This window comes from Zwartia vadi (assembly GCF_030410375.1).
GTDB lineage: Bacteria > Pseudomonadota > Gammaproteobacteria > Burkholderiales > Burkholderiaceae_B > Zwartia > Zwartia vadi.
Genome location: NZ_JAUHHE010000005.1, coordinates 154,281 through 179,387 on the forward strand (window position 1 = coordinate 154,281; position 25,107 = coordinate 179,387).

Sequence of the window (25,107 nt, forward strand, 5' to 3'; positions counted from 1 at the left end):
AAACATGGCATGGACTCGTGATGAAATGGCCGCGCGTGCGGCACGCGAACTGAAAGATGGTTTTTATGTGAATCTGGGCATTGGCTTGCCAACTTTGGTCGCCAACCACGTGCCCGACGGCATGGAAGTCTGGCTCCAGTCAGAAAATGGTTTGCTCGGAATCGGACCTTATCCGTTAGATAGCGAAGTCGATCCTGATTTGATCAATGCCGGCAAGCAAACTGTGACGACCTTGCCCGGCTCGGCGATTTTTTCTTCTGTCGACTCTTTCGGGATGATTCGCGCCGGTAAGATCAACCTCGCTATTCTAGGTGCCATGCAGGTTTCCGAGACGGGCGATCTTGCTAATTGGATGATCCCCGGAAAAATGGTCAAGGGCATGGGCGGGGCGATGGATCTGGTCGCCGGTGTGGGCCGCGTGATTGTGTTGATGGAGCATGTCGCGCACAAGAAAGACGGCACGACTGATTTGAAGCTTTTACCCAAATGCACCTTGCCTTTGACGGGTGTGGGCGTGATCGACATGGTCATCACAGATTTAGGCGTAATGGAAGTCACACCGAGCGGTTTGAAGCTTTTGGAGATCGCTCCCGGTGTGACGCTTGATGAAATCCAGTCAAAGACTTCGGCCAAACTCGATGTATCCGCAATCAAACAGTAAAACCGCGCTCTCCGCGCTGCGTGAGGCTATGCGTCACGCCCATGTTGACGCCTGCCTCATTCCCTCGGCTGATCCGCATCTCTCAGAGTATTTGCCGGCTTATTGGCAGATCAGGCATTGGCTGACCGGATTTACCGGGTCAGTCGGGACGGTAGTCGTGACACAGGACTTCGCCGGGATTTGGGTCGATAGCCGTTATTGGGTGCAAGCCGAGGCCGAGTTGGCGGGTTCAGGTGTGTCATTGATGAAAATTGGCGTGGCCACGGATCCGGCCCATGCTGCATGGCTTGGCGAGCAGGTGCCCCGAGGTGGAGTAGTGGCCGTTGACGGCCGCGCGTTGGGTTTGGCTGCTCGCGAGGCGTTGCTCGAGCAGCTCGCACCCAGAGACATCAAGCTGGAATTGTCTCTTGATCTGCCCGGACAATGCTGGCTTGATCGCCCAGCGCTGCCAATGTCGCCAGTCCGAGATTTGCCTGTGGACATTGCGGGTGAATCACGACAGGAAAAAATAGCGCGTGTCCGCGCAGAAATGTCCCAGAAAGGCGCGCAGTGGCACCTGATCTCGACGCTCGATGACATCGCCTGGTTGCTGAACCTGCGCGGCGCGGACGTCAGCTTCAATCCAGTGTTTCTGGCGCATGTCCTGATTGGACCTGAGTGCGTCTGGTTGTTTATCCAGCCAGGCAAGGTCGATCCGGAGCTGGCTCAGATCCTGGCACGGGACGGCATAACCGTCAGACCTTATCAAGAGGCTGGTCTTGCCTTGGCTGAACTGGATGTTCAGGCTTGTTTGTTGTTTGATCCTGCCAGAACGACCTGCGCGTTAGTGGATCAGGTGTCGTGCCGGCTTGTGCGTGCGATCAACCCGAGTACATTTTTTAAATCTCAAAAATCAGCTTTTGAACTCAATCATGTTCGACGCGTCATGGAAGATGACGGGGCAGCCTTGTGTGCATTTTTTGCCTGGCTCGAGGATGCGATCGCGCGGTGCGATACCGTGCCGCTCAATGAATTAATGATCGACGACCAACTTATGGCCCAGCGAAGTCTGCAGCCTGGTTTTGTGTCGCGCAGTTTTGGCACGATCGCGGCTTTCAACGCCAACGGCGCAATGCCTCATTATCGTGCCACCCCACAGTCTTTTGCCGCGATTCAGGGTGATGGCCTGCTGTTGATAGACTCGGGTGGTCAATACGTGGGTGGTACGACTGACATCACACGTGTGGTCCCTGTCGGTCAGCCTTCTGCTGCGCAGAAAGATGATTACACGGCAGTTTTGCGCGCCATGATCGCTTTATCCCGCTTGAAGTTTCCGCGTGGCGTCTTGTCGCCTATGCTCGATGCTGTCGCGCGCGCGCCGTTATGGGAACGACTTGTCGAGTACGGACACGGGACCGGGCACGGAGTTGGCTACTATCTGAATGTGCACGAAGGTCCTCAAGTCATCTCTTATCGAGCCGCACCGGGTCCGCAGACAGCCATGCAACCGGGAATGATCACCTCCAATGAGCCTGGACTATATCGTCCAGGTCGCTGGGGTATTCGGATCGAAAATCTGGTTTGTAACGTTTCGGCCGGCACATCCGAGTTTGGTGAGTTTCTGGAGTTTGAGACGCTGACGCTTTGTCCGATCGACACCCGCTGCATTCAGCTGGCTCAATTGCGTCCAGATGAACTCGACTGGCTCAATGCTTACCATGCCGAGGTGCGTAGACGACTGGCGCCCAAGGTGACCGGCCCGGCCCTGGCTTGGTTGCTGCATCGCACCGAACCACTTGCTTGAAAATGTCAGAATTGACTGAAATGCGGAAAATTTTGTAGCTAAATCTATACGGGTTTTCCGCAAAAGTTGGACAGGCGGCTATAATCCAAATTTCCCGCATACGCCCTATCATGGGGCGTCGAACACATGACCAAATTTGTCTTTGTAACCGGTGGTGTGGTGTCCTCGCTAGGCAAGGGCATCGCCGCCGCGTCTCTGGCCGCCATCCTCGAGTCTCGTGGCCTGCAGGTGACCCTGCTAAAACTCGACCCCTATATCAACGTTGATCCCGGCACAATGAGCCCGTTTCAGCACGGCGAAGTCTTCGTTACAGAAGACGGCGCTGAAACTGACCTTGATCTCGGGCATTACGAGAGATTCATTTCCTCGAAAATGCGCAAGGTCAATAACTTCACAACCGGACAGATTTATGAATCTGTTTTGCGCAAAGAGCGTCGTGGTGATTATCTGGGCAAAACTGTCCAGGTTATTCCGCACATCACCAATGAAATCCAGGATTTCATTGCGCGGGGGGCCGAACAGTCCTGGAATGGTGCGACGGATGTGGCGATTGTTGAAATCGGTGGAACCGTAGGCGACATCGAGTCCTTGCCCTTTCTCGAGGCTGCCCGCCAGATGAGTCTGCGTCTTGGGCGCAATAATGCAGCCTTTATCCATCTCACACTGGTTCCCTTTATCGCCTCGGCTGGTGAGCTCAAAACCAAGCCGACCCAGCACTCCGTTCAGAAATTACGCGAAATCGGCATCATCCCGCATGCCTTGCTGTGTCGCGCGGATCGCCCGATTCCTGATGAAGAGCGCGCCAAGATTTCTTTGTTTTCGAATGTGCCACTCGATGCGGTGATATCTGTCTGGGACGCGGACTCGATCTACAAAATCCCCTCCATGCTGCATAAGCAGGGACTGGACAATTTGATCTGCGAGGTCTTGAACCTGAATCCTCCCGCCGCTGATTTGTCGATGTGGGACAACCTGGTCTATCGTCTCGAACATCCCGAGCGCGAGGTTCGTATTGCGATGGTGGGCAAATACGTAGACTTGACGGAGTCTTACAAGTCTCTGACCGAGGCATTGATTCATGCGGGGATACATACAAAGTCCCGTGTCAAGGTCGAGTACCTCGATTCCGAGAGCATCGAAGAGAATGGCGTGGAGGTTCTTAAGCCTTTCGATGCCATTTTGGTTCCCGGCGGTTTTGGCAAGCGTGGTACCGAAGGTAAGATCGCTGCCATCCGCTATGCCCGCGAAAATAATGTGCCTTATTTGGGGATTTGTCTGGGCATGCAACTGGCCGTGATCGAATTTGCACGCGATGTGGCTGGCTTGGGCCATGCCAACAGTACCGAGTTCGATCCTGCGTCCCCCCATCCTGTGGTCGCTTTGATCACGGAGTGGATGGACCGCGAAGGCGTGACTGAAAAGCGCGATGCGCAATCCGATCTTGGCGGCACGATGCGTAAAGGTTCGCAAAAATGCCCGGTCAAGCCCGGCACGCTTGCCCACAAGATCTATGGGCCCGAAGTGAACGAGCGTCATCGTCACCGTTACGAGGTCAACAACATTTACGTGCCTCGCCTCGAAAGCGCAGGGCTGGTCATCAGCGCACGCACGCCTACTGAAAATCTGCCGGAAATCATGGAGATACCGAACCATCCCTGGTTTGTCGGTGTGCAGTTCCATCCCGAGTTCACTTCGACGCCGCGTGACGGGCATCCCTTGTTTACAAGCTACATAAACGCCGCGTTGGCGCATCAGACTCAGCGCAAGGGAACATGATGAAGCTGTGCGGATTCGAAATTGGTCTGGATCAGCCGTTTTTTTTGATTGCCGGTCCTTGCGTGATCGAATCCAGACAAATGGCTTTTGACACAGCGGGCCAGTTGCGCGAGATCACTGCTGCGCTGGGCATACCATTCATCTATAAAAGCTCGTTCGACAAGGCCAACCGGAGTTCGGGGACTTCCTATCGCGGTCCCGGGATGGACGAAGGGCTTCAGATACTGGCCGATGTGCGCGCTGAGCTTGGCGTGCATGTCTTGACCGATGTCCACGACAAAGATCAGGTCAAGGCTGTTGCCACGGTTGTGGATGTGTTGCAGACGCCCGCGTTTTTGTGCCGCCAGACGGATTTTATCGAGGCTTGTGCAGCGAGCGGCAAGCCGGTCAACATCAAAAAGGGACAGTTTCTGGCCCCGCACGACATGCTACAGGTCGTCAACAAAGCGCGTCATGCTGCGCGCCAAGCCGGCGTCGCTGAGGACATCATGGTGTGCGAGCGCGGCGTGTCGTTTGGTTATAACAACCTCGTTTCTGACATGCGCTCGCTTGCCATCATGCGTGAAACAGGGTGTCCAGTGGTTTTTGACGCGACACATTCGGTTCAGTTGCCCGGAGGGCAGGGAACTTCTTCGGGCGGACAGCGCGAGTTCGTGCCTGTGCTGGCCCGCGCTGCAGTCGCTGCCGGTATTTCAGGCCTTTTTATGGAAACACATCCGGATCCTGCCAAGGCCTTGTCAGACGGACCTAATGCTGTGCCGCTTGGTCAGATGAAAGAATTACTCACGACCTTAATGGCGCTTGATCATGTGGTCAAGCAACAAGGTTTTTTAGAGTCACGTTTTGTTTAACGGAATTTTTATTTTTCAGGAAAGACAGAAATGAGTGCAATCGTAGACATCATTGGTCGTGAGATTCTCGACTCGCGTGGTAACCCTACTGTCGAATGCGACGTGTTGCTTGAATCGGGCGCCATGGGCCGAGCCGCCGTGCCTTCGGGCGCATCGACAGGTAGCCGTGAGGCCATTGAGTTGCGTGATGGTGACAAATCCCGCTATCTGGGCAAAGGCGTTTTGCGCGCAGTTGAAAATCTCAACACAGAGATTTCCGAGGCCTTGATGGGACTTGATGCTCAGGAGCAAACTTTTCTCGATCGTACCCTGATCGAACTCGATGGCACCGAAGGAAAGTCTCGCCTAGGCGCCAATGCAATCCTTGCTGCCAGTATGGCGGTTGCGCGCGCCGCGGCGGACGAGTCCGGTTTGTCGCTGTATCGCTATTTTGGTGGCAGTGGTCCGATGAGCATGCCCGTACCGATGATGAACGTGATCAACGGTGGTGCGCACGCAAACAATACGCTCGATATGCAAGAGCTGATGATTCTGCCGATCGGGGCGTCGAGCTTTCGCGAAGCCTTGCGTATGGGCGCTGAAACTTTCCACGCACTCAAGAAAATCATCAATGACCAGGGCATGTCGACTGCAGTGGGCGACGAAGGCGGCTTTGCGCCAAACGTAGCGAACCACGAAGCTGCCATTCAGTTGATTTTGCGCGCCATTGAAAATGCAGGGTACGAGCCCGGTACGCAAATCGCGTTGGGTTTGGACTGTGCGGCCTCTGAGTTTTACCGCGATGGTAAATACACGTTGCAGGGTGAGGGGGGTGTTTCACTTTCTTCCGAAGCTTTGACAGATTTGCTGGCGACTTGGTGCGACAAATATCCCATTATCTCCATCGAAGACGGCATGGCTGAAAACGACTGGGCTGGCTGGAAGCACCTCACAGAAAGACTCGGCCGCAAGGTTCAGCTCGTCGGTGATGACTTGTTTGTGACGAACACTAAAATTCTCAAGCAAGGGATCGATCAGGGCATCGCCAATTCAATCCTGATCAAAATTAACCAGATCGGAACCTTGACTGAAACGTTCGCAGCGATTGAAATGGCGAAGCGTTTTGGCTATACCGCAGTGGTGTCGCATCGCTCCGGTGAGACTGAGGATTCGACCATTGCTGATATCGCGGTTGCGACGAATGCCATGCAAATCAAGACCGGCTCTTTGTCCCGTTCGGATCGTATGGCTAAGTACAATCAGTTATTGCGTATCGAGGAAGAGCTCGCCGAAGTGGCGACCTACCCCGGTCGTGATGCGTTTTATAACCTGCGCTAAATTGACTTTCCAGAACGGTCTCAGACCGTTCTGGATTAACAAGGTGCTATGCGTCTGCTGCTGATTGTCATGGTTGCGCTAGTCGGTCTGATCCAGTATCCCTTGTGGATGGGTCGGGGCGGCTGGTTTTCCGTTTGGGATATGCAATCGCAAGTCGCGGATCAGCGCATGATCAATGAAGGTCTCACCGCGCGTAACATGGCACTCGCCGCCGAGGTCGAAGACCTGCGTTCGGGTACCGAGGCCTCCGAGGAACGTGCCCGCAGCGAGTTGGGCATGATGCGACAGGGCGAAGTCTTTGTGCAGGTTTTGCCTCCAGGCGTTAAACCTCCAGAGCTCAAGTCCACAGCAAAACCTGCTGCGACCGCTAAGCCCCAAATAAAGCCTGCTCCTGCAAAGCCCGCCGCGACAACGCGCTAAACGCCAGACTCTCGTTGCTCATTTGCTCATGCTCATTGCTTGCGCATTGACGGCATCATCTTCAAGGCGATACGAGGCTCCGATGCCTGAGCACCCGATGCTCCACGACGATCGGAATAAAGCCTTGACGCCAAGCTTGTCTCGACAGTGATTGTTGTTCCAAGCGCTGAATGCCTTGGCTTTGGGGATGAGGAAAGTGACGCTTAAGTGTGCGCAAGATGCCTTGCAGCCATTCTTGCTCGGGCCTGTACAAGTAGGTGAGTTGGAGATGAATGGTTTCGGGTGTTGAGCGCAGTTCGATGGCCTGCCAAAGAGGTAAGGAAAATTTAATTTTGAATTGTGCGTGTTCATGTTCACGCCGAATATGCGCATTCTGAAAGCGTCCGGCAGGCAAAAATAATCGCGAAAGGGACTGGTCAAGAGCCTTCTGCCATATTCCCGGATCTGCTTGATGAACGGCCGCCACGCGTCCGGCCTCATGCAAGGCTAACGTGAGCAGATGCCTGACTTGATAGCCGCGCGCTAGCTCAATACACAGACTACCTAGCAGAATGATGGGTAAAAGCGCGAGCAGGGTTTCGAGTATGGTTGCCCCGCCTTGTGTATGCGGAAAATTGCCTTTCAGATTTTTCGCTTCCGTATTGGGGTTGAACGTATGAGTCCGACGCATTGGCGCGCGGGTGATTGAGTAGAGGGAGTGTGGTGTGGACATCATGAGGGACTCATCGATAGCGTGGTGATCGGCACAAAGTATGTTCAAAGTGTGGCGTCCAAGGTACGCCGTGTCGATACGGATGAGCGCCTATTGATAGCGGCAGGTTAAAATCGTGTCACTTTCACAAGGATCGGATATGACCTCGTCAGCAGCTGCGTTTCCCTATTTCCCAGGTGTGCGTTTACTTCACTCGCCCGGACCATCCAACGTACCCAAAGCGGTGCTCGATGCGATGACCAAACAACCGATGGACATGGGTGATCCGCGTGTGGATGCTTGCGTCGATGCCTGCGAGGTTGGTCTAAAGAAGCTGCTGAACACCCAGGCTGCAGAGGTGTTTTTTTATGCGGCCAATGGCCATGGTGCCTGGGAGGCGATGATCGTCAATTTGCTCGCGCCCGGACAAAAGGTCTTGATCCCCGGAACGGGTCACTTTTCTGAATCATGGGCCATCATGGCTGAGGCGATGGGTGCCATTGTGATACGCACGCCTTTTCACGAAGGTTATCCCATCGATGCTCAGGCCGTCGCCCAAATCTTGAAAGAAGACACGCGCCATGAGATCGTGGCAGTCTTCACTGTGCATACCGATACGGCCAGCAGCACCACAAGTGATATTCCGGCCTTGCGTCGCGCTATTGATGCAACGGGCCATCCTGCTCTGTTCGTTGTGGACGTGGTGGCATCTCTCGGAGCCATTCCTTTCGAGATGGACAAATGGGGTGTAAACGCCGTTATTGGCGCCTCCCAAAAAGGTTTGATGGTGCCGCCTGGCGTGGGTTTTTGTGTGGCTGATTCCCGTGCGATAAAAGTGTGCGAAAAAAATCCCGCTCCCCGCTTTTACTGGGACTGGCTGCGTCGACGCAAAGGACCTTCCTACAGTCGTTTTTGCGGCACGGCACCTCAAAATTTATTGTTCGGCATGGAAGCCGCGTTTGAGTTACTGGAGCGCGAGGGTGTGGCGCAAGTCCATGCGCGTCATCGCGCATTGGCTGGGGCGGTTCGTGCCGCGGTGCAGTCTTGGTCTGAAGCAGGCAATCTTGATTTTCTGTGCAAAGTCCCTGACGCACGCTCTGATTCAGTGACGGCTATTTTGGTCAAGCCTGGCATCGATCCTGAGAGCATTCGCAAAACTGCGCGTGAAAATTTTCAGGTGATGATTGCTGGAGGTCTGGGACCTTTTGCGGGGCGCGTATTTCGTATCGGACACTTGGGCGACCTCAATCCAGCCATGATTTTAGGTTGTCTTGCAGGTGTGGAGGCCGCCATGCAGTCCTTGGGTATTGAGGTGGGAGATCGCGGCGTACGCAGCGCAGTCGAATTTCTATCGCGAGAAGCAATCTAATCATGCGCTTCGTGCGCACGCTACTGTGGCTGTTCCTGACAGTTATTGGTTTCGCTGCGCACGCGACGCAACACGATCAGATCCTTGCGCGCGCGGTCTTTATCGAGCCGGCTCCTGGTGTCCTGACGATTGACCAGGCCGTTGCTCAACAATACCAGCCGTTTGGGCTGGTGTTAAATCGCGGTTTCTCTCCCACGGTTCGCTGGATTCGTTTGTTAGTCGAGGCGCCTGCACAGGGTACTGAGCAAGTAATCCTGCGTGTCGGTCCGCACTACATTGGCGAAATACAAGTTTTTGAACAGCACAATGGCAGCTGGAGCAGTCGTATTGCTGGTGATCAGTATCCGGCCAGCCAACATGCTTGCGCTGATAATTTATATTGCTTTCCCATCACGACGCGTGCCGGTGTCGATAACTACTTTTATCTACGTATCAACACCATTAATGGCCTGTTCCTGACAACACGCGTGATGTCGGCCGAGGCCCTTTCAAAACTAATCGTCGATCAGCAACAGATTTTCGGACTTGAGTCCGGCGTCATCTTTGCGATTTGTATCTGGGCGATGCTCGTGTACTTCAGAACACGTCACAAGCTAGTGGGAGTATTTTTAGTCTCCCAGATCGTGACACTTTTATTTAATCTTTCTTCTTCTGGGTTGTTGGCGGCTCTGTACTTTGAGAAACACGTGTGGATGGACAATCTGATGTTCAACACGCTTTATGTCCTCAGATTGCTGATGTCTTTACTCTTAACAAAAGAGCTGTTGCAAAATTACGGACCTCCTAAATGGTATGGCTATTACGTCAAAATTACCGCAGGTATTTTGCTGCTGGAGTTGCTGGCAATCAAGCTTGATCGCGTCACGCTGTTGGCGTTGAATTTCAACTTTTTACTAGTGACCCTGTTGCCGTTCATGCTCTTGTTGGCTCTTCCCTGGTGCGCACTCATGCCCCCGATGCATCGCCGTCTGATTGCTTTGGGTGCGTCGGTGATGTGCGGATTGTTGTGGGTGGATATTTTGCCTGTTCTAGGCTGGGTGCGGCCAGACATCGTTGCCGCGCCTGGAAACTGGGGAGGATTGATTGTTGCGGTCGCACTATCTATTATCGTTGGGAGCGACATCTCTCATCGAAGGGTGATTTACGACCGGGAAATGCAGGAGCTGCAGTTTTTGCGCGCACGCAACCTGGTCGAGACCGAGCAGATTAAAGAACGCAGCATGTTGATTGACATGCTCACGCATGAGTTAAAAAATCCTCTGGCGACCATGCGCATGGCTGCAGGTTCGTTAAGACGCAGTCTGAGTAAGTTGTCGGGTGAACAAGCGGCGGATTCTGCCGATCGCATCGACAGCATGGTGCAGGCGATTAACAATATGAATACCGTGATTGAGCGTTGCGTCCAGGTTGATCAGCTCGATCAAAAGGGTTTTACACCCAAGTTCGAGGATTTCGACGTCAAAGAAAATGTCGAGTTGATCGTAGCGAGTCAGCCTGAAGCAAAGCGCATCGATTGCTTAGTTCCCGCCTCATCCATGATCTTCCGGACTGATCCCAATCTCTTTGCGATTATTTTGACCAATTTGCTTGATAATGCAGTTAAATACTCTGATCCTGATAGTCGAATCGTTGTCCAGTTATCCGCTCAAGACGCTCTGCAAGCGCAGCCTGCACGCTTGATCGTCCGTGTCAGCAATGCCGTTCAGGGAAGAGATATTCCCGATCCTGAGAGCGTTTTTAACCGGTATTACAGAGGTCCCTATGCGCATGAAAAATCGGGTACCGGATTAGGCTTGTATCTTGTGAAGTCTTTATGCAAAATTCTCGGTGGTTCGATACGCTTTGAACAAAAGGATGGTCAAGCGCACTTTACGGTGGAGCTCAAGCAATGACTCAAGAAGCCCCTCACATTCCCGCACCAAATGTGAACGCTCAGCCAGAGGAATCTGTCAGCTTGTTCACCCTCGCGCCGATGCGCGTAGCACTCGTCGAAGATGACCCCTTGCTGCGTAAAGAAATTCACTATCACCTCAAGCAACAGGGGTTTCTTATCTTTGCTGTCAGTAGTGGCCGTTCGCTCGATGATCTCCTGATCACGGAGCCGATTGATGCCTTAGTGCTTGATTTGTCTTTGCCTGGTGAGGATGGCATTTCGATCGCGCGTCGCATGCGCAGCAGTATCCCGAGCATGGGAATCATCATGCTGACCGCCCGTTCGGCCATACCCGACCGCCTGAAAGGCTATGAGGCAGGTACAGATATCTACCTCACGAAGCCGGTCGTCCCCGAAGAGTTGACCGCGGCGCTGATGAGCATGTACAGACGTTCGCGATTGATGAATCAGTCTGCTGGCAGTTGGATCATCAGTTTGCAAGACCGCTCGATGACGAGTCCACATTCACAAGAAAAGATTTTTCTGACAAATAGCGAAAAAGCCTTATTAATCGGGTTGACTCAGGCTTCTCATCACTTGTTGGAAACCGAAGTGATTTGTGAAATGCTCAGTCAGCGTCCCGATGCCGATGATATTGGCAAACGTGCCCTTGAGAGCCTGGTGAGTCGCCTGCGCAAGAAACTCGCCACGATTTCCCAGGAGGGGGCTGAACCTGCTCTCAAAGCTGTTTGGGGCGTAGGCTATGAGCTATGCATCCCGATTGAGATACGCCCATAGCTGCGAATCGTCTCTCGCGGTCGTCAGTGAACTGACTTGCCTGAACCCGGTGCAAGCGGTTGAAACAGCATTGCTGAATCAACTTCGTCAAAAAGATAAGGCTGTCCACAAAACTCACAGGCAACCTCGATTTTGCCTTGTGTCGTAAGGATGTCTTCAACTTCGGCGCGGCCCAGCATTTTCAGCATGTCAGCGACGCGCTCTCGCGTACATGAGCACTGCCAAATAACGGGTTTGGATTCAAATGTCAGCAGTGTTTCTTCCCAAAAAAGACGATGCAAGAGAGTGTCTTGTGTCACTTCAAGCATTTCTTTGGTGGTCAGGGTTTGGGCCAAGTGTTGCGCCCGTTGCCAAGACTCATTGGCACTCAATACCTGTGCATGTTGATTGCCGCCCTGCAGAGGGAGGCGTTGCAACAAAAGACCTGTGCAATATTCGGTATTGGCTGCGAGCCAAATGCGGGTATCAAGTTGCTCGGAGCGCAGCATGTATTGTTCGAGTGCTTGAGCGATCGAGTCGCCTTCAAGCGGAACAATACCTTGGTAGGCTTGACGTCCAGGCGTATTTTTCGGGGGATCCAGGACGACAATAAATTTAGCGGTTCCGCCTGGGTTAAGAAGCGACTGCAGGTCTCTCTGGATCGGCAGCGGCCGATCACGCATTTTCACTGTGGCACGGATACTCATGTCTGCGCGACACTCGACCACCATTAGGGCGATGGCGCCATCACCCTGGAGCTGAAGCAATAGCGAGCCATCGAATTTCAGCGTGGCGGCAAGCAAAGTCGAGGCCGCCACGAGCTCACCTAATAACGCCGCGACGGAGGGTGGGTAATGATGGTGGGACTGTGCCGACTGCCACGCTTGGTGGATATGAACAGATTCGATACGAACGCTGCGGTCTTCAGAGAGGAATTTTTTGAGTTGATCTGACATACGGGCCGATAAAGGAGTCTCAGCCTAAACGCTTGAGTTGTTGACGATACATTTGACCGCGCTTGGCGTAATGCTCGATGTTGTGACGAATTTGTGCGATTTCTTCTTCGCCCAGCGTACGCACGATCTTTCCCACACCAATGACCAGACTACCATCAGGAATCTCACGACCCTCAGGGACGATGGCGCCAGCGCCAATCAGGCAGTTGCGACCAATGCGCGCGCGATTTAATACGATGGCTTGCATCCCCACGAGTGAGCCTGTTCCGATCGTACAGCCATGTAACATCGCCTGGTGACCGATCGTGACGTACTCTTCGATGGTGAGCGGTGCATCCTCATCAGAGTGAAGCACACTGCCTTCCTGGACATTGCTGTGGTGTCCGATGTCAATAAGGGTGTTATCCCCGCGAATGCTGACATTCGCCCAGATACTGGCGTGTGCGCCTATGGCGACATCACCGATGATGTCTGCAGAGTCAAAAATGAACGCGGTGGGATCAATGCGAGGGGTCAGGTCGCCGAGCTGATAAATCGCCATATTATTCAACATCCAGTAGAGCGTTGAGGAATGGCTTAAGTTTACTCTGTCGGCGGCGTGGTGTTTATCTGGACAGGGGCGGGGGGTGGTGGAGGCCTTTTATTTGGGAGTTGGTTTTTACGCCCCGCATGCCATAGATAACCGTCTGCATCGATGTAGGCAAGTTCACCCGTGCGCCACCAGCCCTCGGCGTCGAGAGCGATCTCTGTCGGATCGGCTTTCCAAATTTTGATCGGGAGAGCCGGATCCGGATAGCCGTGCCGATCAAGCTGATTGAGGGCGATTTCACCTGTTTCGCCAAGTCGCGTTTGAGAGCCATTCTCGTTGAGCAAGGTTAAACGATGGCCCGGGAATGCTTTGCCAAGACTGCCGTGTCGACCTGGCCATTTTTGCTGGCTATCGCCAATCAGGGCGGGCATTGCAGTCGTGCCAAAAAGATGATTGGGCCGCACGCCGAAGTGACGTTCACACCAGATGGCCAGGGACTCATCGAGACCCTCGTCTAGGATCGCGATACTACGCAGCCGCTTGTCCTGAGGCGCAGGTTCGGACGTTGATATCATTTTGATCTGTTTGAGCACAGAGCTATGCATCAAGGCGTGCGTCACACGGTAGCGATTGAGGAGTTGAGGACCTTGCCCCGGCGTGGTGGCACCACGCAGCCCAACAAGTGCACGACCAAAATAGAGCGTGGGTAGCACAGCACACAGCAGAGCGCTCGAATGTGCCCAGTCCAACGGCGTCCAAAAAACCTCCGCACCTTGTGGAAACCAGTTTTGAGCTGCAACAAAACCAGGCAAGGCACCAAATAAAGCCCGATGAGGGAGCAATGTGCCGCGCGCAGGATGCGTTGTATCGCTGTTGTAGAGTAAAAGCGCGGGATCTTCAGCGCGCGTCAAGACAGGCTTGAACTGCTCTGGTTGACGCGTCATTAGACTTCGCCAGGGCAGCAGACGATCGTCATCGACGCCGACTCCAATGACCTGGGTTAATTTAGAGCAGCGGGACAAAATACCAACCAGATTGCCAGCGGCCTCTGCGCCGACAACAGCGACCCGTGTTTCAGAGTCCCGCAAACGAAACTCGAGTGCTTTGGGCGTCAGGTTGCTTGCCAACGGCATTGCCACAGCCCCAACACTAAAGGCCGCTAATTGGGCCACGACAGCTTCAGGGCTTTGGGCAAGAATGATTGCCACCCGATCGCCCGGTTTGACACCCATGCGTGTGAGTGCATTGGCGAATTGGTTGGTGGCCGCTCCGAGACGTTCATAGGTCCAGACATCTCGATGGCCCGAAGCGTCCTCAAAAAATAAGGCGATACGGCGCGCATCTGCTGAGCTTTTTGCCCAACGATGACAGCATTCGTCACCAATATTGAAATTGGTTGGCACTAGCCAGTGAAATGATTCACACAGTGAAGCGTATTGGTCCAACATGCCTAAGAGGGTGGGTAAGCAATGCAATGCTCGCTAGCATGGCTTACCGGAGCATTTGACGCAACACCGGCGTGCAGGGAGAAGACGAAACTAAGGGTTTTTACTAGGCTGTTTGTTGGGTTGAACGTTCATTAAACGTGTTCCAGCCAAGATATCGTGCAGAAATTGTTGATCTGCCCTGAACCATGTGGGGATAAACACCAAAAAAGGGGTGGCAACAATCAACATCAGCATGGCATTCCAGCCAGAGACTGACGCGGCCAGCCAGACTAGAACCGCACCGAGCAGGGGCAGCACCCACATATAGATGTAACGCAGCAGCAGGCGCCACGTTTCAGCGCGACCGCCTTGAGCGGAGGATACCTTGATATGCCAAGCCTTCATGGGGAGGGTTTGGCCGCTGCGGCGCCAGCAGATCAGAAAATAGACGCCAATCGCGATAAACAACCAAACCTGACGGCCGCCACGCAGCATGAGCGCGTGTCGACTTTGGGTAAGCGTATCAAAGAGATACCCAGCTAAAAAGACAACTGCGAACAGTAAGACCCCCTCATACATCATCGAGGCGAATCTTCTGAGTCGCGGTGGTGCAACCGCAGAAGCTTGGGCATGAGGCAACACAGTCTGTTGCGCCTCGGCTTGCGGTTGTTTGGTTCGAGCAGTGCGGGGTTTCATAAACAATATTATCCCGCACTTTTGAGGGTGATCCCGCGCACCCTCAGGTCTAATTTAGACCATATCGCTCAGTTTGCCGCTTGCACGGGCCGAGGCAGCAAACGATGCAACTCCGTGAACAAATTTGCTCACAGCGCGCAGTGGGCGAAAGCGGAACTGATCTTCCATGGCTTTAGCGAGTAATTCACGCTCAAGAGTGTCTGTCAGGCGAGTCGTTGTGTTGTAAGTCATGATGTTTTCCAGTGTTTGTTAGGGATAACCCTATTATTAGGGAAAACCCGAAACTAAGCAAATGTTTTTAAGGGAAAACCCTTAAAACCCCTGGAAAAATACCTGATTACGTTTTTTGTTGCGTTGTTGCAACGTTTCGATAGCTGCTTTCAACTAACTCAAAGTTAAAAAGACGGCAGTCCAACGCACCATTAAAGATCGGTGTGCGACGATTGGCCTTTAGTCGAAGATGTTTAGGTAGATCAAGATCCGAAGTAATGATGTTGACTTGCCAGCCGGCAAATTCACGTTTCAGGTTGGCCGACCACTCCCGCCAAAACTCCAAGTCTTCTTCGTCTAGCCTCTCCCCATAGGGTGGATTGGTCAGGATCCAGCCGTTGGGTGCCGGGGCCACGGCATCGCGTGCGTCACCGATCTCGAACTGAATGGTTTCCTCTGTCAAACAGGCTCGTTCGGCGTTGCGTTGCGCAGCGTCGATGGCCTCGGGATTCGCATCAATGCCGACAAGAGGCGCCTCGAGCTCTGGAAGAATTCGGCTGCGGGCATCCTCTTTGAGATCTTCCCAGGGCCTCGATTCATGGTCTCGGAGTCGTTCGAAACCAAAGGGGCGATTGATGCCGGGGGGGACTCCCAACGCGATCCAGGCGGCTTCGATCAAAATCGTGCCACTGCCACAAAAGGGATCAAGCAAGGCTGCCTGAGGATCCCAACCGGAAAGCGCCAATAGGCCTGCTGCCAAATTTTCTCTGAGCGGCGCATCGCCCTTATCGAGACGCCAGCCGCGCTTAAAGAGCGATTCACCCGATGTATCGAGATACATCGTGGCTGTATCTTGGGAGAGAAATAAATGTACGCGCGCATCAGGGCGTACAGTGTCTATTGAGGGACGAGCCCCTTCAAGGTCACGCAGCCTATCACAAATGCCGTCCTTGGCGCGCAAATTGCAGTATTGCAAGCTCTGCATCGGACTCTTGACTGCTGAAGTATCCACGCGCAAGGTATGTTCTGCGCCAAACCAGCGTTCCCAGCCAATACTCTGCGCGAGCTCGAGAATATCGTCTTCTTGCTGAACAGGCGCCTGTCCGACCCGCACTAATATGCGCGTGGCCAGACGCGAGTAAAGATTGGCTCGTTGGACGCCCCACCAGTCGGCTACAAAATGACAACCCGCCCGGGTGGCTTGTACCTGCTCATAACCCAACGCGCTGAGCTCCGCACTCAGCGCCTCTTCAAGACCGACCGGGCAGGGTGCAAAAATATGAAAGATTTCCGTGGTCGGACTCACAATCGTGGCAGGCAAGCTAGCTTGCACGGTGCTCGATTGCAGGGTACTTGATTCGCGCTGTGCGCGATTGCTTTGGACTTGTGGCAAAGCCTTGGGCGCTGCGCTGCGCGGTGAGCGATCGGTCAGGGGCCGTGCGCGTTCGCCCGGTGCCCTGAACTCGTTTGGACCGCTGCGCAACATTGTGTTGGAGCGGGCGGTCTTGTCTTTGGTGATTTTTTGTTGCGCAACCCGACGGGCGCGTGCGCCAATTCGTACGCGCGGTCGTTCGCTTGAACTCTCATCAGGTGTGTCACCACGCTTTTTGATAGTGAGAGTTTTACGAGTGGGATCCTGTTCAGACATGAATTCTCATTAAAAAGGCTTGATGACGACGAGAGCTGTCGTTGCAGTCAGGATCAGCACAGGTAATTCGTTGAACCAGCGATAAAAAACGTGAGAGCGCCGATTGGCGCCCTGTTCGAATTTGCGCAGCAACACGCCGCAACTGTAGTGGTAGCCCAGCGCGGCCAAGACGAGGACGAGTTTGGCATGCATCCAGCCATTGCCAGGCCCTAAACCAATACCAAAACCTAAATAAAGCCAGATACCTAGCAGGACCGCAGGAACAGCAAGAATCGTCATGAAGCGGTAGAGGCGTTTTGCCATTCCATCCAAAACGCTCAGCACGGCAGGATCAGACTGTTGCGCCATGTTGACAAAAATACGCGGCAAATAGAACAAGCCCGCAAACCATGAGGCGATCAGAACAATATGAAGCGTTTTAACCCAGAGCATTAGCATGATGTGTTTGATCCCCGAGTCTGACCATCACCTTGCAACACCCATTTGAGTGTTGTGAGTCCTTCGAGTCCGACAGGACCTCGCGCATGGAGTCGATTGGTGGAAATGCCGATTTCCGCACCCAGTCCGTATTCAAAGCCATCTGCAAAGCAGGTGGGGAGATTAACGTAGACCGAGCTTGAGTCCACCTCGCGTTGAAACTGCTGGGCATGTGCGATGTGCGTGGTGACGATTGCTTCGGTATGGCCAGAGCCCCAGCGTTCAATGTGCTCGATTGCCTCTGGCATCGAGTCCACAATGCGAATGGCCAGAATCGGTCCCAGATACTCGGTGGCCCAGTCTTCGTCTGTTGCGGCTGATGCCTCAGGAACGAGGGCCTGCGTACGTGCACAACCTCTGAGCTCAACGCCATGCGCAACCAGTCGGTGCGCGAAGGCTGGTAAAAAGTCCTGAGCGATCGCTTGATGCACGAGTAGGGTTTCCATTGCTCCACAGACCCCATAACGATAGGTCTTGGCGTTGAAGGCGATGTCGGAGGCTTTTTTCAGATCCGCAAATTCGTCCACATACACGTGACAATTACCGTCGAGGTGCTTGATCATGGGGACCCGGGCCTCTTCGGCGAGACGTTTAATCAGGCTTTTGCCTCCTCGAGGGATGATGACATCGACATACTCAGTCATGGCGATAAGCGCACCGACCGCTGCGCGATCAGAGGTCTCGATCACCTGAACCGCCAACTCAGGCAAACCCGCAGCCTTCAGGCCGATGCTCACAATTTTGCCAAGTGCTAGATTGGAATGCAGCGCCTCGCTGCCTCCTCGCAAAATCGCGGCATTGCCCGACTTTAGGCACAGTGCTGCGGCATCAATCGTGACATTGGGTCTTGATTCGTAGATGATCCCGATGACACCAAGCGCTACTCGCATTTGTGCGACCTGCATGCCATTGGGCCGAATTTTAGTAGCGGTCAGTTCGCCGACTGGATCGGGCATTGCCGCGATCTGTCGCAAGCCTTCGATCATGATGTCGATGCTGCGATCAGAGAGCGTGAGCCGATCAAGGAGCGCGGGTTCGAGCGCGCGTTGTCGCGCGGCCTCGAGGTCAAGATGATTCGCGGCTTGAAGGGTGGAGCGTTGATCTGATAGGGCATCGGCCATCGCCCGCAGTGCGTGATTTTTTTGCGCACTGCTGGCCCGCATCATCTGGCGAGACGCTTGACGGGCTTGTCGTCCGATTTGCTGGATTGAATCAAAAATACTAGTCATAGAATTAAGTCGGTTTAAAAGCGATACGCATCGCGAGGCGGTTCATTTCTTCCCAGGGATCCTGCAAGCGTCCGGAAACGTGGAGTCCTTTGATCAGTCGGTCAACTTCGTGCGCATGTTGAACGGCAGCGGGCCAGCTTCGAGGCGATACGCGGGCAAGGGCCTTGCGCACAAGCGGTTCACGCGAACCAAAGACTCGCTGTGAGCGTAGCACGCCGGACAAGTCCTGTCCTGCTTCTACGGCTTGCGCAATCCTTGCAAGCGTTCTGATTTCTTCTCCCACAGCCCAAAGAACGAGCGGCAACGCTTCGCCTTCGGCTTTTAGACCATCCATGATCCGAATCATGCGCGGTACATCCCCGGCAAGCATGGCATCTCGCAAGCCAAACACGTCATAGCGTGCGACGTTCATGACGGATTGCTCAATGTCTTTCGCGGCAAGTTTACCGGGCTCAAAGAGCAGACCGAGCTTGAGAATTTCCTGATGCGCGGCCAGAAGATTGCCCTCTACTTTGTCAGCGAGCCATTGAAGTGTTTCGGGATCGGTTTCTTGTGATTGGCGAGCCAGTCGTTCTGCAATCCAGCGAGGTAGCTGCGCACGCTCCACGCTTGGGATGTCGATAAATTTCCCGGACGATTGCAAGGCGCTTGCCCACTTGCTTTCCCGAGAGGCTTTATCCAGCCTTGGAAGCGAGATGATCGTCAGTACATCGTCTGCGGACTGGCCGGCACAGCGTTTGGCTAGGGAGATAAGCGCTTCTGCACCCGTTTTACCCGGTTTTCCTGTTGGCAGGGATATTTCGACGAGTTGTTTGTCGCCAAACAACGAGCCGCTTTGGCTTGCCATGCCAAGTGCGCTCCAATCACTTCGCGCATCCATGACAAAAGCGTTGCGTTCAACAAAGCCCGCTGCCCGGGCAATCCCACGCAAAGCATCCGTTGCCTCAATTGTGAGTAATGGATCGTCGCCCGTCATCACGAACAAAGCCGCCAGGTTTGCGCCTGGTCGGCTAAGTTCATTGATCAGGCGTTGTGCATCCACGGGGTGTTCTGCTTAACCGCCGGGGTTAACCGGTACTGGCAGGGGTGTGAGTGAAGGATTTTGCCAAGGTGCAGGGACAATAGTGGGGGCCTGAACAGGCATGGCTTGTTCGATGTTTCCTTGCTGAGCAGGAGAGGCCGAGTTCAACTCATCCCAGCGTTGCTTGATATCCGGAGCGGTCAGGCGTCGCATCATGCGCGCGACCAGGCTTTTTTGCATGTCTCGATAGAGGGTGACGGCTTCGCCTTCTTTGGCCTGAACGACGCGCTCATCGAAAGGCATTGAACGCGCCGCCGATAGTGTGGTGTCCGGCAAAACGATCTGATTTTTTGCATTGACCAGACGGAAGGTATAGACCAGAGTGAGTTCGAATTCCTCTGGTTTGCCTTGCGCATTCAAGGAAACAATCCGGGAGTTACGGACTTCGGAGACCTGCTCCAGACGGGCTTGCGGGACCGTGTTCGGATTGACGCGCGCCTTGTCACCAGGCGCGACAGGGATGCTGTCGCTCGGCTCAATGATCACAGTGTTGGGCGAGGCGGCTCTGATTGCCCGACGCACATCTGCACCAAACTGTGAGTTTTGGGGGATCGTAATCGCCAGCGAGTCAAAGGGCATTGGCGTGACGCCTTGCATTTTGAAGCCACAGCCTGCCATTGACAAGCCGATCAACCCCAAAAGCAAGAAACGCCACATCACTAAGAAACGCGCTGAGGACTGAATCATCGAGTTTTTCCCGTTAGCCGACTACGTTGACAAGTTTGCCAGGTACTACGATGACCCGCTTGGGTGGGCGACCTTCGAGGTTACGCACCACAGCATCGTGCGCAACGGCGAGTTGTTCGATTTGCTCACGCGTTGCTTCACGCGCGACGCTTAGGTTGCCGCGTAGTTTTCCATTGACTTGCAGAACCAGTTCAACCTCATCAGTGATGAGAGCTGACTCGTCCACAGCAGGCCAAGGCGCATCGAGCAAGTCACCATAAGGCTTCGCATAGCCAAGCTCCGCCCAAAGCTGCCAGGTGATGTGTGGCACCACAGGGTAGAGTACTCTGAGCAGTATGCCAATTGTTTCAGCGGTGGCAGCCTGAGCAAAACTGGAGTCTCCTAGGTTGGCATCATCGATTGCGTTGAGCATTTTCATGCAAGCGGAGACGACTGTGTTGTACTGAATACGCTGGTAGTCGTAATCTGCTTGTTTGAGGAGAGCATGGATGTCGAAGCGCAGTTGTTTGACTTCTTTGGGCGCAGACGCCCAGTCAGAAACTGCAGCCTGCAAACCCGCCGCGATCAGTTCTTTCTTTTGAAAGCCTAAGGCCCAGAGTCGACGTAAAAAGCGGTTTGAGCCCTCTACACCCGAGTCGGACCATTCAAGCGTTTGCTCGGGCGGGCTTGTGAACATGACGAATAAACGGGCAGTGTCCGCGCCTTGGGTATCGATGAGTGACTGAGGGTCTACGCCGTTATTTTTAGACTTGGACATTGTGCCGACACCACCGTAGGTGATTTCGCGTCCGTCGCTTTTGAGTCGCGCACCAATGATCGCGCCTTTTGCATCGTAAGTGTTTTCAACTTCTTCAGGCCAAAAATACTCAATGCCGCCTTTTTCATTTTTGGCCGAGTAAATGTGGTTGAGCACCATGCCTTGGCACAAGAGTTTGGTAAAGGGCTCGTCGAATTTGACCAGACCCAGGTCACGCATCACGCGGGTCCAGAAGCGCGCATACAACAAGTGCATGACTGCATGTTCGATCCCGCCGATGTATTGATCCATCGGCATCCAGTAGTCGTTGCGCGCGTCAACCATGGCCTGATCATTGCCAGGCGAGGTGTAACGCATGAAATACCACGACGAATCCACAAACGTATCCATGGTGTCGGTTTCGCGTCGCGCATCCTTACCGCAACTCGGACATACGCACTTTAAAAATGCAGCATGTTTGGCCAGTGGGTTACCGCTACCGTCAGGGATGAGGTCTTCTGGCAGCACCACTGGCAGGTCTTTTTCGGGTACGGGTACGGCCCCGCAATCGTCGCAGTGGATGATGGGGATCGGTGTCCCCCAGTATCGCTGGCGGGAGATGCCCCAGTCACGCAGACGCCAAGTTGTTTGACGTTGACCTAACCCGCGCGCCTCAAGCTCGCCGGCAATGGCGTCAATCGCTTGCGAAAATTTTAAGCCATCGTACTTGCCTGAGTGGATCAGGTGGCCAGATTGTTTGTCTGCGTAGGATTCTTGCCAAACCTTGTCGTCAAAGGGTTTGTCACCGACTTGAACAACTTGTTTGATCGGAATGCCATACTTATTAGCAAAAGCGAAGTCGCGCTCATCGTGAGCCGGGACGCCCATGACCGCGCCATCTCCGTAACTCATGAGCACGTAATTGCCCACCCAGACAGGAATGGCTTGATCAGTCAGTGGGTGACGAACAAATAGTCCAGTCTCTAAACCCTCTTTTTCGCGCGTCGCCATTTCGGCTTCAGTGGTGCCGCCTTGTTTGCATCGCTCAATAAAGGCTGCGAGGGCAGGATTATTCAGTGCTGCATGCTGGGCGATAGGATGCTCGGGGGCGACAGCACAAAAAGTCACGCCCATCACCGTATCCGCACGCGTGGTGAACACATACATCAAGCCGTCCTGAATCAGCTGACCAGAAGCATCTTTGATGTCGTGGGGGAAAGCGAAACGAACACCCTCGCTCTTGCCGATCCAGTTTTCCTGCATGGCGCGCACACGGTCGGGCCAGCCAGATAAACCCTGTTGGACTTGTTCGAGCAGTTCACTGGCATAGTCAGTGATGCGCAGGTAGTAGCCAGGGATTTCACGCTTTTCAACGAGTGCGCCTGAGCGCCAGCCGCGTCCGTCGACCACTTGTTCATTGGCAAGTACTGTATTGTCAACCGGATCCCAATTTACAACCTGTGTCTTGCGGTAGGCGATGCCCTTGTCGAGCATCTTGAGAAAGAGCCATTGGTTCCATTTGTAATAGGATGGATCGCAGGCGCACATTTCGCGCGACCAGTCGATCGCCAAACCCATCGCCTTCATTTGTTTTTTCATATAGGCGATGTTGTCATAGGTCCACTTGGCTGGCGGTACCTTGGACTTGATCGCTGCATTTTCAGCGGGCATGCCGAAGGCATCCCAGCCCATTGGCATCAGCACGTTATAGCCGCGCATGCGGAGCTGCCGCGCCATCATGTCATTGATGGTGTAGTTGCGGACATGGCCCATGTGTAATTTGCCACTTGGGTAGGGCAACATTGAACATGCATAAAACTTTGGTTTGGGTTGTCCCTGCGCGTTAAGCGCGCCTTCGGTGACGCGATAAGCATCTCGGGCATCCCAGTTAGCGTGGGCAAGATTTTCAACAACAGTGGGTAAGTAGCGTTCCTGCATTGCGACAGCCAAAAAAGGTGGGGGCGCTGAGGCGCCGAATCAGTCTGACATTATAGGTCGTACTGAGGGCGAAGCGTTGCAAGGTAGACGTTCAAAAACAAACAGCCTCGCTAGGCGAGGCTGTCTATGATGATGTCCTGTGAGTGACTCACAGATTTTGAACAAACTTTACTTGAGTTTTGTTTCTTTGTAGTCAACGTGCTTGCGAGCAACTGGATCAAATTTCTTGATCAGCATTTTCTCGGGCATGTTGCGCTTGTTCTTTGTCGTTGTATAGAAATGACCCGTTCCAGCGCTGGACTCGAGCTTAATCTTTTCGCGTGTACCTTTTGCCATGTTGGGCTCCTATGGGCGAGTGTGTCGAGTTAGGCGACTTCGCCGCGTGCGCGGAGGTCAGCCAGAACGGCATCAATGCCATTTTTGTCGATCGTACGCAGGGCGTTAGTGGACACGCGCAGGCGCACCCAACGGTTTTCGCTTTCAACCCAAAAACGACGTGACTGCAGGTTAGGCAGAAAACGACGCTTGGTTTTGTTGTTAGCGTGAGAAACGTTATTGCCCACCATGGGCTTTTTTCCAGTCACTTGGCATACACGTGCCATGGCTACACCTATTATGTTTGTTCAGATTTTCACATCAAGTCTGACATTCTAATACGAAATCAAGCATTTAATCAAACGCCGGGGCTGGCGCGCCTAGCCATTGCCCCTGCGAGACAAGACATGGAGGCACAACCAGCCATGACAAATGCCAGGGGGAGGGGGCCGGGGATTTGCAGCAGGCTAATCAGTAGGCCTGCCAGGGCGCCACAAGAAATAGACAAGGTTCCCATCAAGGCAGAGGCCGAGCCAAGCTGACGGCCTTGGTCCGAAAGCGCCAGGGCGGCGGTATTGGGGCCCACAAAGCCATAGCAAAACATGAAAACCATCAAACTACCCATGATCGAGGCCAGCGTGGCCAGGCTAGTGACTGCCGCCAGGAGAGAGAACAGTCCGGCCACCATCATGCCTCCAAGCGCCCAGGGGAGGATTGCGTTCGGACTGTGCTTTTTTAAGAGTCTGGCGCTGACTTGGGAGCCGGCGATCAGGCACATAGCGTTCAAACCGAATAAGAGGCCGTATGTTTGCGGGCTGACGCCATAATGTTGAATAAAGAGCCTGGGGGAGCCAACGATGTATCCAAACAAGGTTGCCGAGGCCAGCCCTCCCGACAGAGCAAAAGCCATGAACCTTCTGTGTAGGATCAGCCCCTCGTAAGTCCTGAAAATATTTCCCCAGCTCAGGGGGGTGCGATTTTCCGGAGGCAGGCTCTCGATCATGACTTTGGACAAGGTCCAAAGCAATGCGATCCCGCAGAGGGTGATTGTGACAAAAATACCGCGCCAGCCCACCCATGCCAGAACCTGAGCGCCCAAAACAGGTGCGAGGATGGGGGCGATGCCCATGATGAGCATCAGCATCGATAAGGCACGCGCAGCCTCTTGTGTGTTGTAGTGGTCTCGCACGACCGCACGCGGGATCACCATGCCCGCGGCACCGCCCAGCGCCTGAAAAATGCGGCTGATAGTCAGAAACTCAACAGTTGGAGCAAGCGCGCAGCCGGCGGAGGCCAGAATATAGATGACGAGCGCACCATATAAAGGGGGCTTGCGTCCAAAACGATCTGCCAGAGGACCATAAATCAGTTGGGCGCCCGCCATCCCGAGCAAATAGGCGGCGAGTGTGCGTTCCACCTCGCTGCTTTGAGCGCCGAGCCCGCTGGCAATATCAGGAAAGGCTGGCAAGTACATGTCAATCGATAGCGGACCGATTGCAGTCAAGGCACCCATCAAAATGAGCCAGCCGGGCAATCCCATGGCGGCGAGTCTGGAGCGCATGTTGTGTGAATGCCTTTGAAAAAACTTTTGGAGCCGATGGACTGACTTTATCATGCCGTCCTATTGCGTGTGGATGCGGTTGACACTGCGAGCGTGGCG

24 protein-coding genes are annotated in these 25,107 nt (G+C 53.9%); 9 read left to right on the forward strand and 15 right to left on the reverse strand.

Annotated features, from left to right (window positions below):
* Nucleotides 1-4: 4 nt before the first annotated feature.
* The 6 genes from QWY27_RS06095 (at nt 5) to ftsB (ending at nt 6,808) form a co-directional block, all read left to right on the forward strand.
* Nucleotides 5-661, forward strand: a complete 657-nt coding sequence (locus tag QWY27_RS06095; protein WP_290195746.1) for a CoA transferase subunit B — start codon at nt 5-7, stop codon at nt 659-661.
* A complete protein-coding gene (locus QWY27_RS06100; RefSeq protein ID WP_290195868.1) occupies nt 639-2,444 on the forward strand; it encodes an aminopeptidase P family protein in 1,806 nt (601 codons plus the stop codon). The genes QWY27_RS06095 and QWY27_RS06100 overlap by 23 nt, the downstream gene beginning before the upstream one ends.
* A gap of 126 nt (nt 2,445-2,570) precedes the next feature.
* Nucleotides 2,571-4,220 (forward strand): CTP synthase, encoded by a 1,650-nt coding sequence (gene pyrG / locus QWY27_RS06105; protein ID WP_290195748.1) that lies wholly within the window; start codon nt 2,571-2,573, stop codon nt 4,218-4,220.
* Entirely contained in the window at nt 4,220-5,071 is an 852-nt protein-coding gene (gene kdsA, locus QWY27_RS06110) for a 3-deoxy-8-phosphooctulonate synthase (RefSeq protein ID WP_290195870.1), read from the forward strand. The genes pyrG and kdsA overlap by 1 nt, the downstream gene beginning before the upstream one ends.
* 30 nt (nt 5,072-5,101) lie before the next feature.
* Nucleotides 5,102-6,388 (forward strand): phosphopyruvate hydratase, encoded by a 1,287-nt coding sequence (gene eno / locus QWY27_RS06115; RefSeq protein ID WP_290195750.1) that lies wholly within the window; start codon nt 5,102-5,104, stop codon nt 6,386-6,388.
* A 48-nt stretch (nt 6,389-6,436) separates the two neighbouring features.
* Nucleotides 6,437-6,808 (forward strand): cell division protein FtsB, encoded by a 372-nt coding sequence (ftsB, locus tag QWY27_RS06120; RefSeq protein ID WP_290195752.1) that lies wholly within the window; start codon nt 6,437-6,439, stop codon nt 6,806-6,808.
* Nucleotides 6,809-6,869: 61 nt separating this feature from the next.
* On the opposite strand, the gene QWY27_RS06125 is transcribed toward ftsB, so the two are convergent.
* On the reverse strand, nt 6,870-7,523 hold the full coding sequence (locus QWY27_RS06125; protein WP_290195754.1) for a hypothetical protein: 654 nt from the start codon (nt 7,521-7,523) through the stop codon (nt 6,870-6,872).
* A gap of 136 nt (nt 7,524-7,659) precedes the next feature.
* On the opposite strand from QWY27_RS06125, the gene QWY27_RS06130 reads away from it, so the two are divergent.
* The 3 genes from QWY27_RS06130 to QWY27_RS06140 are packed head-to-tail and all read left to right on the forward strand — an operon-like array spanning nt 7,660 to nt 11,539.
* Entirely contained in the window at nt 7,660-8,868 is a 1,209-nt protein-coding gene (locus QWY27_RS06130) for a pyridoxal-phosphate-dependent aminotransferase family protein (protein ID WP_290195755.1), read from the forward strand.
* A 2-nt stretch (nt 8,869-8,870) separates the two neighbouring features.
* Nucleotides 8,871-10,760 carry a sensor histidine kinase gene (locus QWY27_RS06135; RefSeq protein ID WP_290195757.1) on the forward strand — a complete coding sequence of 630 codons (1,890 nt, stop codon included), beginning with the start codon at nt 8,871-8,873 and terminating at the stop codon, nt 10,758-10,760.
* A complete protein-coding gene (locus QWY27_RS06140) occupies nt 10,757-11,539 on the forward strand; it encodes a response regulator transcription factor (RefSeq protein ID WP_290195759.1) in 783 nt (260 codons plus the stop codon). Before QWY27_RS06135 ends, QWY27_RS06140 begins: the two co-directional genes overlap by 4 nt.
* A gap of 23 nt (nt 11,540-11,562) precedes the next feature.
* Here the strand turns inward: QWY27_RS06140 and hslO are convergent, their stop codons facing one another.
* The 14 genes from hslO to QWY27_RS06210 all read right to left on the reverse strand — a co-directional run bounded on the left by hslO (nt 11,563) and on the right by QWY27_RS06210 (nt 25,008).
* Nucleotides 11,563-12,474 (reverse strand): Hsp33 family molecular chaperone HslO, encoded by a 912-nt coding sequence (gene hslO / locus QWY27_RS06145; RefSeq protein WP_290195761.1) that lies wholly within the window; start codon nt 12,472-12,474, stop codon nt 11,563-11,565.
* Between the two features lie 19 nt (nt 12,475-12,493).
* Nucleotides 12,494-13,015 carry a gamma carbonic anhydrase family protein gene (locus tag QWY27_RS06150; protein ID WP_290195763.1) on the reverse strand — a complete coding sequence of 174 codons (522 nt, stop codon included), beginning with the start codon at nt 13,013-13,015 and terminating at the stop codon, nt 12,494-12,496.
* A gap of 41 nt (nt 13,016-13,056) precedes the next feature.
* A complete protein-coding gene (locus tag QWY27_RS06155) occupies nt 13,057-14,406 on the reverse strand; it encodes an AMP-binding protein (protein ID WP_290195765.1) in 1,350 nt (449 codons plus the stop codon).
* Nucleotides 14,407-14,541: 135 nt separating this feature from the next.
* Nucleotides 14,542-15,126: an RDD family protein gene (locus tag QWY27_RS06160; protein WP_290195767.1), complete on the reverse strand. Its 585-nt coding sequence runs from the start codon at nt 15,124-15,126 to the stop codon at nt 14,542-14,544.
* Nucleotides 15,127-15,180: 54 nt separating this feature from the next.
* Nucleotides 15,181-15,357 (reverse strand): hypothetical protein, encoded by a 177-nt coding sequence (locus QWY27_RS06165; protein WP_290195769.1) that lies wholly within the window; start codon nt 15,355-15,357, stop codon nt 15,181-15,183.
* Between the two features lie 106 nt (nt 15,358-15,463).
* On the reverse strand, nt 15,464-16,984 hold the full coding sequence (locus QWY27_RS06170; protein ID WP_290195771.1) for a THUMP domain-containing class I SAM-dependent RNA methyltransferase: 1,521 nt from the start codon (nt 16,982-16,984) through the stop codon (nt 15,464-15,466).
* A gap of 9 nt (nt 16,985-16,993) precedes the next feature.
* Nucleotides 16,994-17,416 carry a CopD family protein gene (locus QWY27_RS06175; protein ID WP_290195871.1) on the reverse strand — a complete coding sequence of 141 codons (423 nt, stop codon included), beginning with the start codon at nt 17,414-17,416 and terminating at the stop codon, nt 16,994-16,996.
* Nucleotides 17,416-18,690 (reverse strand): glutamate-5-semialdehyde dehydrogenase, encoded by a 1,275-nt coding sequence (locus QWY27_RS06180; RefSeq protein ID WP_290195772.1) that lies wholly within the window; start codon nt 18,688-18,690, stop codon nt 17,416-17,418. Before QWY27_RS06180 ends, QWY27_RS06175 begins: the two co-directional genes overlap by 1 nt.
* 4 nt (nt 18,691-18,694) lie before the next feature.
* Nucleotides 18,695-19,732 carry a DNA polymerase III subunit delta gene (gene holA / locus QWY27_RS06185; RefSeq protein ID WP_290195775.1) on the reverse strand — a complete coding sequence of 346 codons (1,038 nt, stop codon included), beginning with the start codon at nt 19,730-19,732 and terminating at the stop codon, nt 18,695-18,697.
* 12 nt (nt 19,733-19,744) lie between these two features.
* Nucleotides 19,745-20,458, reverse strand: coding sequence for an LPS-assembly lipoprotein LptE (locus QWY27_RS06190; protein ID WP_290195777.1), 714 nt, complete (start codon nt 20,456-20,458; stop codon nt 19,745-19,747).
* A 13-nt stretch (nt 20,459-20,471) separates the two neighbouring features.
* The gene (gene leuS / locus QWY27_RS06195) at nt 20,472-23,132 is read right to left on the reverse strand and encodes a leucine--tRNA ligase (protein WP_290195779.1); all 2,661 of its coding nucleotides are present in this window, start codon (nt 23,130-23,132) and stop codon (nt 20,472-20,474) included.
* Nucleotides 23,133-23,300: 168 nt separating this feature from the next.
* Complete coding sequence (gene rpmG, locus QWY27_RS06200; protein ID WP_028815923.1) at nt 23,301-23,468, reverse strand: 50S ribosomal protein L33; 168 nt, start codon at nt 23,466-23,468, stop codon at nt 23,301-23,303.
* A gap of 29 nt (nt 23,469-23,497) precedes the next feature.
* Nucleotides 23,498-23,734, reverse strand: coding sequence for a 50S ribosomal protein L28 (rpmB, locus tag QWY27_RS06205; protein WP_028815924.1), 237 nt, complete (start codon nt 23,732-23,734; stop codon nt 23,498-23,500).
* Nucleotides 23,735-23,805: 71 nt separating this feature from the next.
* Nucleotides 23,806-25,008, reverse strand: coding sequence for a multidrug effflux MFS transporter (locus QWY27_RS06210; protein ID WP_290195788.1), 1,203 nt, complete (start codon nt 25,006-25,008; stop codon nt 23,806-23,808).
* Nucleotides 25,009-25,107 lie beyond the last annotated feature (99 nt).

What these genes read in the sequence shown, in the direction of transcription:
- QWY27_RS06130 (WP_290195755.1), top strand. Translation starts at nt 7,660, where the DNA reads ATGACCTCGTCAGCAGCTGCGTTTCCCTATTTCCCAGGTGTGCGTTTA.
- ftsB (WP_290195752.1), top strand. Translation starts at nt 6,437, where the DNA reads ATGCGTCTGCTGCTGATTGTCATGGTTGCGCTAGTCGGTCTGATCCAG.
- QWY27_RS06170 (WP_290195771.1), bottom strand. Translation starts at nt 16,984, where the DNA reads ATGTCTGAACAGGATCCCACTCGTAAAACTCTCACTATCAAAAAGCGT.
- QWY27_RS06210 (WP_290195788.1), bottom strand. Translation starts at nt 25,008, where the DNA reads ATGCGCTCCAGACTCGCCGCCATGGGATTGCCCGGCTGGCTCATTTTG.
- leuS (WP_290195779.1), bottom strand. Translation starts at nt 23,132, where the DNA reads ATGCAGGAACGCTACTTACCCACTGTTGTTGAAAATCTTGCCCACGCT.
- pyrG (WP_290195748.1), top strand. Translation starts at nt 2,571, where the DNA reads ATGACCAAATTTGTCTTTGTAACCGGTGGTGTGGTGTCCTCGCTAGGC.
- QWY27_RS06135 (WP_290195757.1), top strand. Translation starts at nt 8,871, where the DNA reads ATGCGCTTCGTGCGCACGCTACTGTGGCTGTTCCTGACAGTTATTGGT.
- QWY27_RS06160 (WP_290195767.1), bottom strand. Translation starts at nt 15,126, where the DNA reads ATGAAACCCCGCACTGCTCGAACCAAACAACCGCAAGCCGAGGCGCAA.
- rpmG (WP_028815923.1), bottom strand. Translation starts at nt 23,468, where the DNA reads ATGGCAAAAGGTACACGCGAAAAGATTAAGCTCGAGTCCAGCGCTGGA.
- QWY27_RS06100 (WP_290195868.1), top strand. Translation starts at nt 639, where the DNA reads ATGTATCCGCAATCAAACAGTAAAACCGCGCTCTCCGCGCTGCGTGAG.
- hslO (WP_290195761.1), bottom strand. Translation starts at nt 12,474, where the DNA reads ATGTCAGATCAACTCAAAAAATTCCTCTCTGAAGACCGCAGCGTTCGT.
- QWY27_RS06190 (WP_290195777.1), bottom strand. Translation starts at nt 20,458, where the DNA reads ATGATTCAGTCCTCAGCGCGTTTCTTAGTGATGTGGCGTTTCTTGCTT.
- QWY27_RS06125 (WP_290195754.1), bottom strand. Translation starts at nt 7,523, where the DNA reads ATGATGTCCACACCACACTCCCTCTACTCAATCACCCGCGCGCCAATG.
- eno (WP_290195750.1), top strand. Translation starts at nt 5,102, where the DNA reads ATGAGTGCAATCGTAGACATCATTGGTCGTGAGATTCTCGACTCGCGT.
- QWY27_RS06150 (WP_290195763.1), bottom strand. Translation starts at nt 13,015, where the DNA reads ATGGCGATTTATCAGCTCGGCGACCTGACCCCTCGCATTGATCCCACC.
- QWY27_RS06140 (WP_290195759.1), top strand. Translation starts at nt 10,757, where the DNA reads ATGACTCAAGAAGCCCCTCACATTCCCGCACCAAATGTGAACGCTCAG.
- rpmB (WP_028815924.1), bottom strand. Translation starts at nt 23,734, where the DNA reads ATGGCACGTGTATGCCAAGTGACTGGAAAAAAGCCCATGGTGGGCAAT.
- QWY27_RS06165 (WP_290195769.1), bottom strand. Translation starts at nt 15,357, where the DNA reads ATGACTTACAACACAACGACTCGCCTGACAGACACTCTTGAGCGTGAA.
- QWY27_RS06180 (WP_290195772.1), bottom strand. Translation starts at nt 18,690, where the DNA reads ATGACTAGTATTTTTGATTCAATCCAGCAAATCGGACGACAAGCCCGT.
- QWY27_RS06175 (WP_290195871.1), bottom strand. Translation starts at nt 17,416, where the DNA reads ATGCTCTGGGTTAAAACGCTTCATATTGTTCTGATCGCCTCATGGTTT.
- kdsA (WP_290195870.1), top strand. Translation starts at nt 4,220, where the DNA reads ATGAAGCTGTGCGGATTCGAAATTGGTCTGGATCAGCCGTTTTTTTTG.
- QWY27_RS06095 (WP_290195746.1), top strand. Translation starts at nt 5, where the DNA reads ATGGCATGGACTCGTGATGAAATGGCCGCGCGTGCGGCACGCGAACTG.